The sequence below is a fragment of the Chryseobacterium carnipullorum genome (assembly GCF_003815695.1).
Lineage (GTDB): Bacteria > Bacteroidota > Bacteroidia > Flavobacteriales > Weeksellaceae > Chryseobacterium > Chryseobacterium carnipullorum.
This window is the reverse complement of record NZ_CP033920.1, coordinates 4,267,319-4,286,823: the sequence shown is the minus strand read 5'-3', so window position 1 is coordinate 4,286,823 and position 19,505 is coordinate 4,267,319. Positions and strand designations below refer to the sequence as shown.

At 37.0% G+C, this 19,505-nt stretch carries 17 protein-coding genes; 13 read left to right on the top strand and 4 right to left on the bottom strand.

All coding sequences use genetic code 11. From position 1 onward, the window contains the following. Positions 1–37: 37 nt before the first annotated feature. Entirely contained in the window at positions 38–1,552 is a 1,515-nt protein-coding gene (gene zwf, locus EG346_RS19605) for a glucose-6-phosphate dehydrogenase (protein WP_123880956.1), read from the top strand. 320 nt (positions 1,553–1,872) lie between these two features. Then, positions 1,873–3,528, top strand: a complete 1,656-nt coding sequence (gene pgi / locus EG346_RS19600; protein ID WP_123880954.1) for a glucose-6-phosphate isomerase — start codon at positions 1,873–1,875, stop codon at positions 3,526–3,528. Between the two features lie 6 nt (positions 3,529–3,534). On the opposite strand, the gene glk is transcribed toward pgi, so the two are convergent. Further along, positions 3,535–4,611: a glucokinase gene (glk, locus tag EG346_RS19595; protein ID WP_123880952.1), complete on the bottom strand. Its 1,077-nt coding sequence runs from the start codon at positions 4,609–4,611 to the stop codon at positions 3,535–3,537. A 359-nt stretch (positions 4,612–4,970) separates the two neighbouring features. On the opposite strand from glk, the gene EG346_RS19590 reads away from it, so the two are divergent. Then, a complete protein-coding gene (locus EG346_RS19590; RefSeq protein ID WP_123880950.1) occupies positions 4,971–6,167 on the top strand; it encodes an FAD-dependent monooxygenase in 1,197 nt (398 codons plus the stop codon). A gap of 124 nt (positions 6,168–6,291) precedes the next feature. Here the strand turns inward: EG346_RS19590 and EG346_RS19585 are convergent, their stop codons facing one another. Beyond that, entirely contained in the window at positions 6,292–6,777 is a 486-nt protein-coding gene (locus EG346_RS19585) for a hypothetical protein (RefSeq protein ID WP_123880948.1), read from the bottom strand. A gap of 536 nt (positions 6,778–7,313) precedes the next feature. Between EG346_RS19585 and EG346_RS19580 the strand changes: the two genes are divergently transcribed. From EG346_RS19580 to EG346_RS25435, 3 genes are all read left to right on the top strand, one after another. Further along, positions 7,314–7,910: a methyltransferase domain-containing protein gene (locus EG346_RS19580; RefSeq protein WP_073331000.1), complete on the top strand. Its 597-nt coding sequence runs from the start codon at positions 7,314–7,316 to the stop codon at positions 7,908–7,910. 266 nt (positions 7,911–8,176) lie between these two features. Beyond that, positions 8,177–8,944 carry a chloride channel protein gene (locus EG346_RS25440; protein WP_317048607.1) on the top strand — a complete coding sequence of 256 codons (768 nt, stop codon included), beginning with the start codon at positions 8,177–8,179 and terminating at the stop codon, positions 8,942–8,944. A gap of 32 nt (positions 8,945–8,976) precedes the next feature. Further along, positions 8,977–9,441 carry a chloride channel protein gene (locus EG346_RS25435; RefSeq protein ID WP_317048606.1) on the top strand — a complete coding sequence of 155 codons (465 nt, stop codon included), beginning with the start codon at positions 8,977–8,979 and terminating at the stop codon, positions 9,439–9,441. 103 nt (positions 9,442–9,544) lie between these two features. Here EG346_RS25435 and EG346_RS19570 read toward each other — a convergent pair whose 3' ends face one another. Together EG346_RS19570 and EG346_RS19565 are read right to left on the bottom strand one after the other, a co-directional pair. After that, positions 9,545–10,402, bottom strand: coding sequence for a phage tail-like protein (locus tag EG346_RS19570; protein WP_123880946.1), 858 nt, complete (start codon positions 10,400–10,402; stop codon positions 9,545–9,547). Between the two features lie 438 nt (positions 10,403–10,840). Next, positions 10,841–11,059 (bottom strand): hypothetical protein, encoded by a 219-nt coding sequence (locus EG346_RS19565; protein WP_123880944.1) that lies wholly within the window; start codon positions 11,057–11,059, stop codon positions 10,841–10,843. Positions 11,060–11,541: 482 nt separating this feature from the next. Between EG346_RS19565 and EG346_RS19560 the strand changes: the two genes are divergently transcribed. The 7 genes from EG346_RS19560 to EG346_RS19530 all read left to right on the top strand — a co-directional run bounded on the left by EG346_RS19560 (position 11,542) and on the right by EG346_RS19530 (position 19,493). Then, positions 11,542–11,976, top strand: coding sequence for a transposase (locus EG346_RS19560; RefSeq protein WP_123880942.1), 435 nt, complete (start codon positions 11,542–11,544; stop codon positions 11,974–11,976). 97 nt (positions 11,977–12,073) lie between these two features. Continuing rightward, positions 12,074–12,850 carry a hypothetical protein gene (locus EG346_RS19555; RefSeq protein WP_073330981.1) on the top strand — a complete coding sequence of 259 codons (777 nt, stop codon included), beginning with the start codon at positions 12,074–12,076 and terminating at the stop codon, positions 12,848–12,850. A 9-nt stretch (positions 12,851–12,859) separates the two neighbouring features. Continuing rightward, entirely contained in the window at positions 12,860–14,332 is a 1,473-nt protein-coding gene (locus EG346_RS19550) for a helix-turn-helix transcriptional regulator (RefSeq protein ID WP_123880940.1), read from the top strand. Between the two features lie 138 nt (positions 14,333–14,470). After that, entirely contained in the window at positions 14,471–16,375 is a 1,905-nt protein-coding gene (locus EG346_RS19545; RefSeq protein ID WP_123880938.1) for a DUF11 domain-containing protein, read from the top strand. 18 nt (positions 16,376–16,393) lie between these two features. Then, a complete protein-coding gene (locus EG346_RS19540; protein WP_123880936.1) occupies positions 16,394–16,927 on the top strand; it encodes a phage tail-like protein in 534 nt (177 codons plus the stop codon). Positions 16,928–18,006: 1,079 nt separating this feature from the next. Then, positions 18,007–18,729 (top strand): hypothetical protein, encoded by a 723-nt coding sequence (locus EG346_RS19535; RefSeq protein ID WP_123880934.1) that lies wholly within the window; start codon positions 18,007–18,009, stop codon positions 18,727–18,729. 11 nt (positions 18,730–18,740) lie between these two features. Beyond that, on the top strand, positions 18,741–19,493 hold the full coding sequence (locus EG346_RS19530; protein ID WP_123880932.1) for a hypothetical protein: 753 nt from the start codon (positions 18,741–18,743) through the stop codon (positions 19,491–19,493). The last annotated feature ends 12 nt before the right edge of the window (positions 19,494–19,505 follow it).

The following is a 19,505-nucleotide window of genomic DNA, read 5'->3' as shown; positions in this document are numbered from 1 at the left end:
ATTGTTTTTTAATCAGAATTTTTATAAAAATTAAATAATGGCAAACCCATCAAATATAAAAGTAAATCCCACTGTTATCATTATTTTCGGAGGTAACGGAGATTTAACCAAACGAAAAATTATTCCGGCTTTATACAATCTTTTTCTTGAAAACCGGCTTCCTGAACAATTTGCTATAATCGGGACTTCAAGGACCGATTTTACCGATCAAAAATATCGCGATTCTTTATTAGCGGGAATTAATGAATTCTCCAGGACAGGGAAAGCTAAAAAAGAACAATGGGCTAAATTTTCTTCAAATATTTCTTATCAGGCATCGGATATCAAGGATGTCGCTTCTTACAATGAGTTTGATTCAAAAATCAATACCTTGAAAGAAGAGTGGAAGCAAGACCCTTCAATATTATATTACTGTGCGGTTTCGCCGGATTTATTTTGCACCATCGCAGAGAACATTTCAAAAAGTAAACTGGACAATAATAAGGAAACCACACGCATCATTATTGAAAAACCATTTGGAAGGGATCTCGAATCTGCAAAGGCTTTAAATACAAAGTTGCTGACGATTTTTGATGAAAAACAAATTTACAGAATCGACCATTATTTAGGAAAAGAGGTCGTTCAGAATGTAATGGCTTTCCGCTTTGCCAATACGATCATGGAACCGCTTTGGAACCGTACGCATATTGAACATGTGCAGATTTCTGTTACCGAACAGATTGGGGTAGAAGACAGAGGCGGATATTTTGACCATTCCGGAATTTTGAGAGATATGATTCAAAATCATTTGCTGCAATTACTGTGCATCATCGCCATGGAACCGCCTGTCAACTTTGATGCCGATCTTGTGCGTGACCGGAAAGTAGATGTTTTGAAAGCGATACGAAAAATTGTACCGGGAACAATTGATACAATGGCGGTGAGAGGACAATATGGTCCGGGTTGGGTACAAGGAAAAGAAGTTTCCGGGTATCGTGAAGAAGTGGATGTAGCCCCGGATTCTAACACCGAAACCTACGCCGCGATGAGATTTAATATCGATAACTGGCGCTGGCAAGGCGTTCCTTTTTATCTGCGAACCGGGAAAAGACTTTTTAAATCAGCTTCGCATATTATCATACAGTTTCGGGAAGTTCCTCACAATATGTTCAATAACGGAGAGCAAAATGTTCTAAAACAGAACCGATTGATCATCAGTATACAACCCGATATGGCGATCAGGTTTCAACTCGAAAGCAAAATACCAGGTCTTGAAATGAATTTAAATACGGTAGATATGGTATTTGATTATTCAGTGAAAACAAAAACAGATGCTCCGGAGGCCTATGAAACCCTCTTGCTGGATGTTATTTCAGGAGATCAGACTTTATTTATGCGCGCAGATCAGGTAGAAGCAGCCTGGGAAGTGGTCATGCCGGTTCTTGATTATTGGGAAAACAATACAATGAACAACTTCCCGAATTATCCTGCCAACTCCTGGGGCCCTGAAAATGCAGACGCTCTGATCGCAAAAGATGGCTTCCACTGGATCAATCTGCCTGACAAAAAATAAGAATACAGAGTGGCTGTTTACATTCTATTCAATAATTGATAAACATCCAAACCCTTAAGAACATTGAAGAATATAAGCTTAAGTAAGAAAAATTCAAATAGATTTTTAAATACTTCTTAAAGCGAAGCTAAACTTAATATTCTTCACTTCTTAATAAGATCTTAATGGTAAAAATTTATAGATAATGACAATGAAAGTGACCGATTATTTATAAATGGTGAAAAATTTTAAAATGTAAACATGCTTTTAATTTTTAGATTCTTCCTTAATCTTAGCAAAGCTTCTTAGAAAGTAAAATATTAATATTAAAAAAATAAAAAATGTTTCCTACAATAAATCCCACAGAAACAGCAGCTTGGAAAGCATTACTGGCACACCATACCGAAATAAAAACCGTTCAGATAAAAGACCTTTTTACAAAAGATTCCAAAAGGTTTGAGAAAATGTCGATTACATTCAATGAGATCCTTTTTGATTATTCTAAAAATATCATCACTGATGAAACTCTTGAAAAACTGCTGCAGCTGGCGGACGATTGTAAGGTGAAAAATGCGATGGATGCCATTTTTGCAGGTGAAAAAATCAATGGAACAGAAAACCGCGCCGTGATGCATACCGCCCTGCGAAATTTTTCAGACCAGTCTATGAGTATCGATGGAGAAGATATTATGCCGGAAGTTCGCGAAACCCGTGAGAAGATGAAGGCTTTTTGTGAAAAAATTCATAGCGGAGAATGGAAAGGATATTCCGGGAAAAAAATTAAAAATATTGTCAATATCGGGATAGGAGGAAGTGATCTGGGACCTGTAATGGTTACCGAAGCGTTAAAACCTTATTGGATAGAGGGAATTCATGCCTATTTTGTTTCCAATGTGGATGGAACTCAAATTGTGGAAACTTTAAAAAACTTAGATCCTGAAGAAACACTTTTTACGGTTGCCTCCAAAACGTTCACCACACAGGAAACAATGACCAATGCACAAACAGCCCGTGACTGGTTCCTAAAATCGGCTATAGATGAAAAATTTGTCGCTAAACATTTTGTCGCTCTTTCCACTAACAAGGAAGGCGTGGAAAAATTTGGAATTGATCCCGAAAATATGTTTGTTTTCTGGGATTGGGTAGGCGGTCGTTACAGTCTGTGGAGCAGTATCGGACTTTCCATTGCGCTCACCATAGGATATGATCATTTTGAAGAATTACTTAAAGGCGCTGAGTCAACTGACCAGCATTTCAGAACGGCAGATTTTAAAGAAAACATTCCTTTGATCATGGCTTTAATAGGGTTGTGGTATACCAATTTTTTTGGTTCGGAAACAGAAGCCATATTTCCTTATGATCAGTATATGCACCGTTTTCCGGCCTATTTTCAGCAGGGAAATATGGAGAGCAACGGAAAACATACCGACCGGAATGGAAATGATGTCACCTACAGCACCGGACCTATTGTTTGGGGGGAGCCCGGAACCAATGGACAGCATGCGTTCTATCAATTGGTTCATCAGGGAACTCATTTGATTCCCTGTGATTTTATTGTACCGGCAATCAGTCATAACCCTGTTGGAGAGCATCACAAAATATTGGTTTCAAACTTTATCGCCCAAACTGAAGCTTTGATGAACGGGAAAACCGCAGAGCAGGTTGCCGCCGAATTAAAAGATGCAGGAATGGAAGAATCAGAGATGGAAAAATTAATTCCGTTTAAAGTTTTCACCGGGAACAAGCCTACCAATTCCTTCTTGCTTAAAGAGATTACCCCTTTTTCGTTAGGCGCACTGACGGCACTGTATGAACACAAGATTTTTGTGCAGGGAGTGATCTGGAATATTTTCAGCTTTGACCAATGGGGCGTGGAACTGGGTAAACAGTTAGCTACCAATGTACTTCCACAACTGGATAATAACGATGAAATAGATTCCCACGATTCTTCTACTAACGGATTAATCAATGCGTATAAAAGGTGGCAAAATAAATAGTTGTTATCATTTCAAAATTCCCATTGCCGCATAGTAAGCCGCTCCCATTAAAGCTGTTTTATCATTAAGCACGACTTTAATGGGAATGGTTTTTAGCAGATGTTCCATTCGTCCGACGTTGATGAAATTTTTATAAAATTCTTTTTTATCAATCAGACTGAGAATTTTTGGAGGAATTCCGCCACCGATATAAATTGCGCTGGTCGCTTTTGCTTTTAAAGCCAGTTGGCTGGATTCTACAGCCAGGTATTTTAAGAACAGCTGCATGGTTTCAACACATACGGAATCCTTTTTTTCTATGGCTGCTGAAGATATGACTTTGGAGGGGCTGTCACCCTTTAACTGTTCCGTGAGCCAGCCGGGTTCTTTTTCACCCCTGTAATTTCTTAAAAAATCATATATATTGTTGATGCCCTGTCCGGAAATCACTCTTTCCCAGCTTACGTGGTTAAATTTATGATGTAAAAATTTCCATAATTCCAGATCCAGTTCATTGCCTGGGGCGAAATTAGAATGTCCTCCTTCTGTGGCATAGGGATGATAATAGGCCCCGTCCCAATACATTCCCGCTTCACCAAGACCTGTTCCCGGTGAAATAACGACCGCATTCCCTTCGCTTTTTTCTCCTTTGGAAATTGTTTCAAAGTCGGAAGCTTTAAGGGCAGACAGGCCGTAAGCATTGGCCTGAAGATCGTTGATTAACAATACCTTCTTTATTTCCAAATCAGCTTCTAATTTTTTGGCGTCGATTTCCCAGGCGAAGTTAACGCCCCGGACTTTATCACCATCTACGGGACCGGCTACTCCTAAACAAGCGCAGTCAATAACAGAAGTTTTATCTTCGTGAAAATGCTGGATTGCCTTTACGAATGAATTGTGATCTGTGGTGGCGTATCGTTCACTTTTGATGGCAACCAGTTTCTTTTTTTTTATCTGGAAAAGCGCCAGTTCTGTTTTGGTTCCACCCACATCTGCTGCTAAGACAATTCCTGATTCAGGTAATGTCTTTTGTCCGGAAGGATAGGCCATTGATAAAGTCGTATGTGACAAATCAGGTAAGCTTATTTCTTTAAAATTCTTCATAGGGGTGGCGCATTGGTAATCAACAGGTTAATTTAGCGAGATTTTTTGACATTTAATTGTTTAAATACGTTATAAAAAATATAATAATTTCGCAGTGAGTCTTTTTTATATTCAAAATAATTTCATCATTTTAAAACGTATTCGTATTTTTAGTTATATACTTAAAACGTAAACATTAGCTCCTTGTCATTCCTATTACAAAAACTGGATAATCACCATCATGACCTATTTATAAATTATAAAGGCCTGAGTCTGGAGGAGATTTCCCAAAAATCAGAGGACTTAAAAAAGGCAGATAAAAATCGTATAAAAAGTAAGTGAGGGCATTGTATCAATTACAAATTTAGCATAAAAACGAAATGAATAGTAAAAATAAAGTACTCATCTCCGGGGCAAGCATTGCAGGTCCAACCTTAGGGTTTTGGCTGGCTAAATATGGCTTTGAGGTAACCATAGTGGAGCGTTCCCAATCGTTGAGATTAGGCGGTCAGAATCTGGATATCAGGGGAGCCGGGCGCGCCATCGTAAGAATGATGGGCATTGAGAAAGAAATACTTGCCGCCAATACCGGAGAGATAGGATTACAGTTCATCAACTGTGATAATGAGGTGGAAGCTGAATTTCCAGCAGAAGGCAGTGGCAGTTTTACGAGTGAAGCCGAAATACTCAGAGGTGATTTGGTGAATATCTTATATGAACACACTAAGAATGATGTGCACTATGTTTTTGGGAAATACATTACAGCCATACATCAGGGACCCGATAAAGTTGAGGTTACATTCAGTGATAACGAAAGTGGATCGTTCCACTTATTGATTGCTGCTGATGGAGTTCGGTCTGCCACGAGAAAATTAATTTTTGGGGATGAGCCGGAATTAAAATTTTTAGGGCTTTATAATGCATGGTATACGATACCCAGACTGGAAAGCGATACGCAATGGGCACGCTGGTATACAGCACCTGGATCGCGGGTAATGCTTCTGCGTCCCGACAATCATGGTACGATAAGGGCTTCCTTCAGCTTTCTATCGGATGATAAAGGATATCTCAGTCAATCGGATCGTGAACAAAAAAAAGTGCTGAAGGAGAAACTTTCGGGTGCCGGATGGGAAGCGGAACGATTGATGAAAGAAATCGATAATAACAGCGAAGTGTATTTTGATGGCATCAGTCAGGTGAAAGCACCCCGATGGTTCGATGGCCGGGCGGGCATGATTGGTGACGCTGCTTATTGCCCGACCCCTTTAACAGGGATGGGAACTACATTAGCTATGGTGGGGGCTTATTTATTGGCGGGTGAACTTTCACGTCATGACCACCACGAAGATGCATTTGCAGCGTATGAAAAAAGGATGCGTCCATTTGTAGAAAAAGTTCAGAAGTTACCTCCTGGAGTTCCCTGGTTGGCACATCCTAAATCAAAACTTGGCGTTACCGTAGTGAATAAGGCAGCGGCCCTTTTAGCCAGTCGTCCTGTCAAGATGGTGAGCAAACTGTTGAGGAGTAAAGAAAAAGAGGTGACTAAAGATGACATTGAGCTTCCTGTATTTGAATAGAATTTATTTACAGAAGTAATGAAGAATAAAAATCTCCAAAGCTGTGAGACTTCGGAGAGTAAAGGTGCCATCGAAATGTTTTATTCTGGATTAATAAGACTTCTAAAATATTCACTCTAAGCGTTTATTTTTTTTGTTTAAGGGAAAAATTATCCACATACACTGCCTGATGAACTCCATTCAACAAAACTTTCAGACCCAAACTTGAATCTTTTTTTAAGTAGATATCAAATGTTTTTTTATCTCCCGTTATTTTTGAGGGATTAGCGATTGAAACATATGATTTTGAATCCGATGGGTTGTTGATGGAGAACATTTCAAGCGTAGTTTCTCCTCCGTTGTCGGATATATCAAAAGAAAGCGTATAGGTTCCAGCTTTGATTTTTGGAGTAATGAGATACATGTTTTCTCCCGGGCTGCTCATCGAATAAAATATAATTCTTTTATCATTGGCATACAGCATGGCTTTTCCCTGTTGAGCAGTCCAGCATTTGCTGATATCCTTCCAGCTATCAAAATTTTCTGTAATTGTAGTTACACTGGTACACTGTGCACTTGCAGTTACAAATCCTCCTAAAGTCAAAATTCCTGCAAGTAAGATTTTTCTCATAGATCATCTATATAATGTGAGGTAAAAATACTTAAAAAAGCTTGTATAGAAAAGACATTGTTTAATATTCTTAGACAATATTAGTGCAGGATAGGAGAGTAATAACGGTTCAGTATGGCGGTTATGAAAGATCGCACTTTTCATAAAGACAAAATTAAATGTTCAAAGAAAATAAGCGTTGCATGTACGGCTCAAAAAAAATGTTTGTACGGCTCACGATCCATTAAGATGGTATTGTCATTGATACTAATCAATGGGTGAAAATTATACACTGTTAAGGATCAATTTAAATGTTAATAAAGTTAATCTCTTTAAGTGGATCGGCTTAAAGATGAGAAGCCATGATGGTGGGGAAGATCTCAAGAGTGGACGTTGTTACGTTCTTATTTGCTAAAACAGAAAAACCAAAAATGCTTTATCAGTCATATTGTTGTGGGATCTGCCTGTCAATTTTACTTTTTTAACATCAGTTTGTAGGTTAATCCGGTTATTTTTATTATATTAATCATTACTTCCGGCAAAGAAAAATTTATGTTATGATTTTTGAACATCTCAAACTCAATATAGAAGTTAAAGACAGTACTTTTAATGAACTTTATCCAAATCATATAAGAGAATTGGCGAGTCAACACTGGACCCCTGTAGATGTTGCCAAAATGGCGGCTGATTATCTCGCTGAAAAGCCTGATAGCAAAATATTGGATATCGGTGCCGGTGTCGGAAAATTTTGTCTGGTTGGAGCGGCTTCCACAAAAGGAATGTTTTTTGGGGTTGAGCAAAGAGCTTCTCTTACTAAAATATCAAAAAAAATAGCTGACCGTTATAAAATTACCAATGTAGAATTTATACACTCCAATATCAATGAAATTTCCTTTTTTGATTATGATGCTTTCTACTTTTTTAATTCTTTCTACGAAAATATGGACACGATTGGTTCAATTGACGATAAGATAATGCCGGATAAAGATTTATATTATTCTTATTCACAATACGTCAAAGAGCAGCTTGATACAACTCCTGTTGGAACACGCTTGGTTACATATTGGAGCAAATGGGATGAAATTCCTGGTAGTTTTGATTTGACAGGGACTGCATTTAATGGATTATTGAATTTTTGGAAAAAAATTATATAGGTAAGAATCGTGGGGTTCTGATTTTCAGAAACTACGCGACTTTTTTCCAGTCCTGTTGTTTTTTTAGCTTAAAAAACAAATATTTCCTGCTATCTCTCTGGTAATAAGCCGCATGTAAAATAAAGAGATATAATAGGAACTACAGATTGATAAGTAAAATAATTATTATTCTGACTTAAATCAACTTTCAGAGTATTTGATACATTATTTTTTTGAATACACTTGCATAACAACTAATTTTGCAAAAATTTGAATCCAATAAGGTAATGAAAAGGAAAATAATACAAAGACACCACTATTTCAGATTAGTGCTGGTTTCCATTTTAATCAGTATCTGTGCATCCTTTTTGGGATATTCATTGAAGTTGATCACAGAGCATTTTCAAAAAAACATATTTCATTTTGCCGAAAATACCAATTCTATATTCTTTATTTTTCTTCCTACAATAGGAATTACGGCTATTTATTTTTTACGAAAATACCTTTTCAGGAACAGAAAGAATAAAGGGATTACTGAAATTTACAAAACCGTGGATCAGAGAAAAGATCATTTGCCATTGTTTAAAATTCCATCTCATTATTTTAATGGATTTTTGACGGTGATCTTCGGTGGTTCCACCGGAATTGAGGTTTCTACGGTTGTTGCCACGGCGACTCTCGGAAATGCAGTCTATGAAAGACAGTTTTCTGCTAATATTTATAAATTGGAGCTGATCTGCGCGGGTGTTGTGGCCGGGGTCTCTATTTTGTTTGGAAGTCCATTTGTGGGATGGCTATTTGCCATGGAAGTGATTGCCAGAAAATTCAATAAAACCCTTTTTATCAGTTGTACGACATCAGCTCTTATTTCAGGCATTTTTCTTTATTTCCTTAAAAGCGAACCTTTGCTTTCCTTTGAGATTACAGATTGGAAATGGATGGCGGTTCCGTTTTTTGTAATCCTGAGTGCATTGGGAGGTATTTTGTCAGTTTATTTTACCATATTGGTTATTAAAATTAAAGACTTTTTTCAGGAATCCCGAATAATTTTTTAAGAGTGAATCTTGGTGCTTTGCTTGTGGGAACTATGATTTTTTGTTTTCCATTTTTATACGGAGACAGCTATCATTCTCTTTCTGAAATTCTGACTCATCCCCAAAGCTATTCTTTTGTATTTCTGATTTTGCTGATCTTTTTAAAGCCTTTGGCTTCTTCATTAACCCTCGGAGCTGGGGGAGACGGGGGCGTTTTTGCGCCTAGTATTGTAGCTGGTGCTTTTCTGGGATTTACATTTGCTCTTTTCTGTAATACGTTCTTCGGAACCTCCCTTATTTATTTAAATTTTGTCTTGGTAGGAGCGGCGGCTACCTTATCAGCCTCCATTGATGCTCCTTTTACAGCACTTTTCCTGGTTTGTAATCTCGTTCCGAATGGCTACGCTTTGTTTTTTCCTATTTTAATCGGTTGTATTATTTCAAAAAACTTAGCTAAAAGAATATTGCCGTATAATGTATATACGTACCATTTGAAAAGTCAGGTAAAAGCATCATAAATAAAAAAAGCCCCAAGATTTTATATCACTTTATATAGATTAGAAACATGGGGCTCAATCGGTAGTCTTTACCATCATAAATACTTCCTTTTCCGAAAAAACATTAGTACAGTCTCTGGATGGATAAATAAACTTCTCTGGTGTAGCCTGCTGGTGCGGTTTGGTTTTTATTATCTATGACCAAAAAGTAGTAGCATCTGTACCATTTGCCGTTTAAGATGACGTCCAATACCACTACTTCATTACTGTTGTTATTGGGTGTTCCTCCAGTCAGGCCATAAGGTACACTGGCTGAAGTCATATTATCTCCATAATTAAGATAAATACCATTATCGATATTGATCCAGCCGCCACTGGCTCCCAAAATAACATTTCCAAAGTTAAAGCGGTCTACGCTCGAGATTTCCGCAACCCATATTTTTTGATTGGTACTGGAGACATTCACGAGCCTGGGGTTAAATGATACCGTACCAGGACCTGCTACCGAACTGGCTTGGAAAATTCCGTCCAGTCTCAAAATTCCATCCAATACAGGTAGATCAGATAAATAAGAGTTCATCCAGTTATTGTTGGAGGTCGCGTTCGTGATTGTACCATGATAATATACGAGCTGGCCCGGGGAAATCGTTCCTGTGCTGCTGCCCCCGAATGCATATCCCCACTTGGTCCCGTCAAACATATAATAGCCGGGTTGTGTTACAGCCGCCGTTTTTACAGTAGGTGCTGTTACGGCTGCTGTAGCGTAAATCAGGGTGCCTGTCTGAGCAGCTCCGTAAGCGTTGTCTTTTGCAGCAAGTTGATCACCTGTAAGCCTCGGAGCGATCACACCGTCTGGTGTAGTCGTGATATTGGGTACTCCTGTGACGTCAAGAGTTGCATTAGGAACAGAGGTGTTTATCCCTACCTGAGCTATAGCTAAAATGGACCAGAAAACAATTGGTAATAACATGATTTTTTTCATAAGTATAAAAATTTAATTAATTGAACTGATTATCTGTATATTATATTTTCATCTGAATAAAAGAGGTGGAGCCCTGATTGCTGACAGCCAAAAGGAATGTAGTAAAGAGTGTATTTTTATATTGAAACAATTTTCAGACATGAGGTTACGAAAAAGAGTTTTGCTTTTGGTATCATTTAATGTTGTATTAAAATAATGAGAGATGAGTTTTTTACAGGAATAAAAAGGAATGTCCTGTTCTGCACACCTGGGTGCTACAGGTTGAATATTTTTACTTCTATTTTCATACTGATATTCATAAGTAAAATGTATCTGCCTGCTAAAATGTAAAACCATAAGAAATATTTTTTTCATGACGATGTCGTTTTACGGTTCAATTTGCATCTTTAAAGTTAATTAAATTATCTGTATGTATTTAGATAATTCTAATGTTTTTTTTTAAATATAAATATTGATTATTGTTAAAGTATTAAAGATAAGTGGAATATTGTAATTTTTACTTGCAATAATGGTTGTGTTGCTCAGAGAGGAGATTTCTTTTGAAGATAAATTCATTCTGAAATAGATACCGCGTTTTAATTCTTTTTTGGTGAGAAAAGGAAATTGGGTGGAAAGCTTTTGGATGAACTGATCATTTCCACCATAGCTTTCGGTCATCAGATCATAATTTTTTTGTCAATTTCCATCAGATTGCTGATTTTGATATTTAATAATTTTCCAATAATAAGGACTGTATATTTATTATCTGGCTCTTTTATCAATTTGTTAAATTATTTTTATTATAAGAGAAATATAAAGAAGTCTTTATCACTTTGGAATTTTATCAAATGAATGAAATAATATTAAGCATTAGTATGATTTCCACTGTTTGCTGATAGCAGAGCATACAATGTGAGCTTTTATTGCGGATGTGTATTTTAAGTACTGTTTAAATGAGTTATAGGCAGTATTTTCTTAATTAGAGGGCTTCTTGAGGTGTCGTTTTTTGGGAGTGTTTGAGATTTTTATTTTTATTTGCATTAGGTCTTTACTTTGAAAAAGGATATGCCTTTTTTGAATTCTTAATAAAAAAGATACAATGGGTTTTACCAATTAAAAGAGTCTGTTTAAAAGTGTATTAATAGTATAAAAATTCGGTGATGAGCAATCATTTTAAAGATATTCATATTGGTTTATTGATTAAAGAAAGAGTCAATGAACTGGAAATTGACACCCTTCGCATATGCAATTTTATAAAATGCACAGAATCTGAGATAGAAGCGATGTTTTTGCAAAAAGATTTGCCAACAGATGTTGTATTGAGATGGAGCAAACTGTTGAAATTTGATTTTTTCAGAGTTTATTCTCAACATCTTATTTTGTATTCTCCTCCAGTCTCTTCTCATGAAATAAAAAAGTTAAACCATACGTCGGTAAAACCAATGTTCCGGAAAAATATTTATACAAGAGAAATGATAGATTTTATTTTGGATCTCATTTATACCGGACAAAAAACAAGAGCCCAGATCATTGCCGACTACAGAATTCCTAAAACGACTCTTTATAAATGGATAAGTAAATATTCTAATGAATAGACTGACTACTATAAAGTAAATACAAACACAAAATCGATACTCCTTTCCATCATTAAATAATGAAGGAATAATTTGATGAATTTTAAATTAAAAAAACATGATGATTTCAAAAAAATCTTTTTTAGCCGTTTCACTTTTGGTGAGCGTTCATTTTCTTGCCCAGGTAAATAATGTGGGTATTAACACAGCAAACCCCACACAATCTCTTGATGTAAACGGGAATATCCGTCTGAGGGCTGTTCCTCAGTATGGATCTTTACTTTCCACAGATCTCGTTTTGGTATTGGACGCCAGTGGAGTTGGGAAAAGGCTTCCGGTCTCTGCTTTACAGCCACCTGGAAAATATGCTTTAGATGATATTTATTCTTTAGTTGCTACGAATCCTTATAATATTGATATAACCGGAACCTGGGCAACGGGTAGCTCAGTTAATAATATTGATATTGGGATGGGACTGAACATTGTAATTCCCGCCAATAAAGATGTGCAGGTCGTTATTAATTATTCTATTCCTTTAGGGCTGGCAGTAGAATCAGGCAATCTAAACTGTGCTGATGGAGTGATGCTTTATTATGGAATCCGTTTTGTTAAGAATGGTATTGAAATGCCTGCGGGATCAAGAAAGTTTTCTTATCCAAGGGGGTCCAATGGTGTCAAAATGTCAACAGTAAGTGCCTCATATGTTGAACGGATCATAAATAATACAAGCAGTGATATAACTGTCGCTTACACATTAAACGGCTATTTGGAGCTGCAGGGCTCCACGACAGCTTCTCCATGTATAATCCGTTATAATATGAACAGTGCAAGTGGACTCAATTATAATTGGGGGAAAGGAACGATGACTGCACAGCTTTACAAGAAAGATATTTAATATTTGAATATGGGGTATTTTAAATATGCCGATTTGATGAATGAAACAATGAATTTTAAAAATACATTATTCTTACTCTGTATCTTATCTTTTTCACTATATAAAGCGCAAAACTATACCCGTTTGCAAATAGATCGTTTGCAAAGCATTGGTTATGGAAGATTACGTAATGTAGGCAACTATAAAGGAATTGTTTTGCAGGAAATGAAGCTTGTCAAAAGAGCCAAAACGCTCCGTTATGATAAAGGGGAAATCACGGGATATCTTAACATAGCTACTGCATTAAGTGGAATGAATGATAACAAGAACAGTTTTCTCTTTCTTGAAATTGCAGAAAATAAGTTGAAAAAATGTCAGGATGATGAATTGAAATCGCGCCTTTCCTATGTATATGGAATCAATTACTATTCGCTCGGACTCCATCGGTACGCCATCCAAAGTTTTGATGAGTCCCTCCTTATTGCTAATAAGATCAGAGACCGAAAAAGGAAGGAAAAAAGAATATATGATATCTATGAATGGAAACGCTTCTCTTTCGGGAATTTAAACATGATGGATTCTGTATACTATTACGAACGAAAGTGTATGAGGTCTCCAAGACCCATGCTATTTATTACAATAGCTAAAAGGCATTTAAAAAGAGATGATATAGATTCTGCAGATTACTACATCCGCAAAGCAGATGACCTCCTTCTTACCAGAAAGGTCCCTATTGAAGGAAAGGCAAATGTATTGCGTGCATTTGGTGAATTATCTATTGCGAAAAAACAGTATAAAAAAGCTCTGATCTACCTTAATGAGTCTCTTGAAATCACTCAGAAAATGGGCTTTAAGAAAAGAAATGTGGAAACCTATAAACTGCTGTCAGTTGCCTACAGGAATCTTCATCTTACGGAAAAAGAAAATGAATACCTTTTAAAGTATACTGAATTGAATGATAGTGTCACGCTGGCTGAAAGAAATGTTTTAGATATTCCTATATCCAGGTTTCTTGATGATCAGGTGGAAGATGAAAGGAAGCGTAGGGAAGAGCTCTATTACATTATTGTATTTATAGGGGTGAGTGCATTATTTTCAGTTCTTTATTTATATAAAAAAGCAAAAACTATAAAAAAACAGACGGCAGCTAGACTGTTCCTGAAAAAAAAACATGCCGGGGATCTTCAGAAAAAGATTAACGAATCATTTTCTGAAGTATTAAAAATGGCTAAAGAAGGAAGTCCACATTTCTGGACCCGTTTTCAGGAAGTGTATCCCTTTTTTTTAGGCAAGATGCTTGAAGTGAATCCCAATCTGAAAGTATCAGAACTCACTTATTGTGCCTATATCTATCTGGGATTTTCTACAAAAGAAATTGCTGAGTTCACCTTTAAAGCGGTCAAGACTGTTGAAAATAACAGGTATAATCTTAGAAAAAAACTGAAATTATCTCCTGATCAGGATCTTTCGATATGGATGCTTAGCTTTATGGGGGATGTGTAAGGTGTTGATTATTAGTTTATTTTTTATTAGAGGGCCTGTTGGGGCCCTCTTTTTTTTGTAAATTTTATATTTTTCAGTTGATTTGCTTATGTACAAGTAATTTCAAAATACACAAGTAGTTTAATCTAAATTTTAACCATGAAAAATATTTATTCCCTCGACTTCAAAGACCTTAAAAAAATTATTGGGAAAAGGCTGGTATTATTAGCGCTATTATTATTCGCTGTTTTTTCAAAAGCTCAGGCTTTTGGATGTAACAGCAATAAGCTCTATCTTTCACAGGCTAATATTTTGTATGATGTTGGAATATCAACCAATCCTTTTACCTATACTACAGTCGGAACTGCCTCTGGTAATTATAATGCTATCGGTATTAATCCTGTTAATGGCGTCATGTATGGTATGGCCACTGGTTCTGCCTCTAATACTGTTTTAAGGATCAATTCCAACGGAACTTCTTCTGTTCATGGGTCAATAACAGGCCTTCCACTTGCAATTTATAATGCCGGAGAAATAGATAATGTGGGTAATTTTTATGTGAAACAGAATACCAGCAACAATCAGATTTTCAAAATAAATCTCACAACATTAACTTTTACAACCATAACTCTGTCAGCAAATACTAATCTGCCTGATTTGGCATATAACCCGGTTACTGGACTTCTATATGGGGTTGAATTAACAAATGGACAATTAATATCAATCAATCCAAATACGGGACTTGTGACTCAAATAGGGGGAAGCTATTTTGATGGACCTTATGGGGCGATGTTCGGCTCCAATTCAGGCGAAATGTTTGGGGTAAGTAATGCTGGAGGGTTTTATCAGTTTAATCTGTCGACAGGAGGAAGGGTTTTACTTTCTGATGCTCCGGCAAGTTCGGCCAATGATGGTGCGCATTGTGTTACGTCACCTATCACATTAAATACTGATCTTACTGTCACTAAGACTGATGGGTCTATTACCTATACGCCAGGGACCACCACCACTTATACCATAGTGGCTCGTAATAATGGGCCATTTGGGGTATTGAACGCAAGGGTTATAGATAATGTTCCATCTGGAATTCCGGCTTCAAACATGAGTTATACCGCAGTGGCATCCAGTGGTTCCACCACCTCTGTTTCCGGTACACAGACCGGTGCTATCAATGATTTGGTGGGCTTACCTAACGGAGGTACGGTAACCTATACCGTTGTAATAAACGTACCTCTTTCTTATACTGGAAATCTTGTCAATACTGTAACCATCAGCGCTCCATCTAATGTAACAGATTCCAACACAGGTAACAATAGCGCTACAGATACAGATACTCAGCTCAATTTGATTGCAGATCTTGCGGTTACAAAGACCGATGGAGTTTCTAGCTATGCGTCCGGAACTACGACCACCTACACTGTGGTCGCCCGTAATAATGGTCCTTCCGCTGTTCTCAATGCCGTGGTTTCAGATCCTGTTCCTGCTGGAATTCCATCAGCCAATGTAAGTTACACCGCAGTTGCAGCTGGTGGAGCGGCTACTTCTGTATCCGGAACACAATCCGGAGCAATTAATGATGTGGTAAGTCTGCCGAATGGAAGTACGGTAACCTATACTGTAGCAGTGAATATACCTTTTTCTTATACCGGAAATCTGGTTAATACCGCAACGATTACTCCTCCGTCTAATGTAACAGATGGCAACAATACTAATAATACGGCCACAGATACAGATACTCAGGCTGTGTGTTACAGGCCCGCAGTGACTGCCGGTACTCGTCTGACTTCTCCTTCTGGAATTACATCCCTCGGACGAGCCGGAGCTTCTTCGGGAGGAGCCAACTGGCCACTGGTAAGAAACGGTGCCTGGACTGTCTTGGAAGCCAAAACGAAAGGCTTTGTTCCCAATAGACTTACCTCAGCACAGATTGCTGCAATTCCTACAGCTAATCTTGTAGAGGGTATGATGGTCTATAATATTACGCTGGATTGTTTACAGGTCAACATCAACGGAACTGCGGCCGGATGGACCTGCTTCAATACTCAAACCTGCCCAACTAATTAACCTTTAAATCTATTCAAGATGAAAAATATCTTTGTAATCATATTGACTTTGTCCTTTGGATCTCTTTTTTCACAAGTTGCCATAGGAAAAAGCTCTGTTTCTTCCGGGTCTGTTTCTCTGGAATTTGGAACGGCTAACAGGGGAATCATACTGCCGTGGGTAACATCGACAGCAGCGGTGACAGGGGCTGTCAATGGAACCATGATTTATGATCTTAGCGATAAAAAAGTTAAGATTAAGTATGCTTCGGGATGGAAAGACCTTTCGTTAGAAACATCCGGAACAACGGTTGACCCGTTGACGGGGGTGGATGGTGTGTTGATCCAAAATACAGCGACAGAAAAGACATCCGCAAAGACATCAATAGGAACTCCAACTTCTACTCCGGGCATTTTGGTCCTGGAGGACACCACTAAAGCAATGATACTGCCAAAAGTGGCCAGTCCGCATCTTAACATCATCAACCCTGCCCCGGGAATGATGGTATATGATACGTTTAATAAGCAACTGGCTGTTTTTAACGGTAGGGTTTGGAGTTTCTGGAAACAATAAATCCTAATACAGTAAATAATAATAAGCTGCTTCACTTATGAGGCAGCTTATTTTGTTTTATCTGTCTGGCTTCTTTAGGGTTATTGAAATCATTTTTCATAAAGACCCTATAGCTCAATAGTATTTTAAAATCCCGGTATTTATCTCTTATGTTGATGCATTGATACTTTCAGGTTTAGGAAATTGTTGATGACGCTTCAAAAATAAAAGTGCAGACTTCCATGACATAGAATATGTTGTGGATGCTATCTTATAAGGTAGTGTGTAATTCGTTATCAATCAGTTTTTTTAAAATTAGGGGGCTTATTGAGGGCCTTTGCTTTTTGTGATAGTTAGCTTTTTTATTTTATTTGCAATCGAATTTAATAGGTAAAAGATAGTTGTCTTTTTCAAATTCGTAATTTAATAAAAACACATATATTTTAAAAAAAATGATGAAAAATTTCAACAGTATACATGTACCATGTATTTCCAGCTTTCTGTGCAGTCCATGATATGCCACCTCTTGGTAAAATAATCCGAAAATAATGTTTGAGGTAATAGTTAGATCTATCTCATACCGGGGTAATAGTTTTTGTTTAACACAATGCTGTTAGGTTTTTTGGTGATAATAATCAACTCATTTTGATAAATTTCAACAAATATTTCAGTAATAAATCCATAATTAAATAAAAATCGTAAATCAGAATAAGACGTTTAAAAATTAAAGAGTTTTACATTTTATCTCTAATTAGAGAATTATTTTAGAAATAATTATAAGGCAAAATTACTTATAGCGGCAAAAGATAAAATTAAATAAATCTTTTTAATGTGATTTTATCAAATTAAATCACAAAAAAAAGAATAAATTAAGTTAAAAATAGCTAAAATGATGTAGTATATTTTAAATTTTATGAATTATTTTTTAAAATTATCAATTTTTGTTATATATTAGTCATAGTTAAACATTTACAATATTCAGATTCTAAAAACACATCTTAAACAATACTGCATGACCTTGTCCCGTAATGTAGTATTGTTTCTAAAAGCTACAATTTGTTACATACTAAATAATATCAACAATTTAAATACTAACAGAAATGAAAAAAGTTACTTTGTTAATTCCCTTGATTATTTCAGGGTTTTGTCTAGGTCAGGTGGGAATAAATACCAATAACCCTACTGCGATGCTGGATGTTAATGGTGAAGCCAGAATTCGCACTTTGCCTGTTGCTCCTGATACTTCACAGCTACTCGCTGTAGACAGTAACGGATTTTTACTAAAAATAAGTTCCGTCAATATAAGAAAAGATGTTGTTGGAGATATTAAATACAGCCGAGACACCAGCGATAGTGGAGGGTGGTATTTACTTAACGGGAGAAGTATTGCCTCATTACCTGCAGCTGCACAGGCCAACTCTTCCGCATTAGGCTTTGTTACCAATATTCCGAACTTTATTAATAGATCGGAGAGAGCTAAGAGCGGAGCCGAACAGTTGGGAACAGTAGGTGGCGCAGCTAATCTTATTCTCACAAGAAATAATCTGCCAAATTTTGCTATTAATGGTACAACAGCAATTGCCGGAAGTCATGTACACACTTTGACACAAATCCAAAACAGTGGTAGTGGAGGAACTGGTAGGGCATTTTCTGCTAATAATAACGGTCCTAGATTTTCTACACAAGGATCTACCAAGGTCTTAACAAGTAGTGGTTTACATACCCATGCTAGCGTAACGTTGAACAGTAATGGAGGAAATCAGGCATTTAACTTAACGCCTGCATATTTGGTGTTAAATGCATTTGTATACTTAGGATCTTAAAAAATAAAGCAATGAAAAAAAGCATCATTTATATTCTTCTACATATATTCTCAATTTATTATGTAGAGGCTCAGGTTGGCATTAATACTAATGCTCCCACTAAAACTCTTGACATTAATGGAGATTTGAGAATCAGAAATGTTCAGGAAGGGAGTGTTACCGATCAGATTGTGACTTCTGACAGCCAGGGTAATGTAGGTAAACTAGCAGGTACCCAGTCACAGGGCTATGTATTTGGCGACATAAAGACAGGATTTCAGGCAGCTGATCATCAGGGTTGGTATTTGCTCGATGGAAGAGCGGTATCGACTTTATCAGCAAACGCACAAAGCCAAGCTATAAGTTTGGGTTTTACAACTAACATACCTGATGCAACAGGGCGGTTTTTAAAGGCTTCGTCAGTATCTAACCAAGTAGCTCAGTTAGGTGGTTTTAATAGTGTTTCCTTAGTTCAAGCGAATCTTCCCAGCTATAATTATACTGGAAATACGACTTCTGATAATGCTTCCCATAATCACTTGATGTCTCCAGATCTATATTATTTTTCTAGTACGACATCAGGATCGGTGCTGGTTACTATGGGAAATGTTAATAATCCGCTAGGTGCTAACAATAGACTTGAGCACTCAGAAACTTCGGTTACCTCAGCATCAGGAGATCATTCACATGCATTTTCTATTGCAAATGCAGGAGGCTCGGGTGAAGCAATTAATATATTACCTCAATATATAGGCACCAATACTTTTATATATCTCGGTCAATAACAAATACAAAAT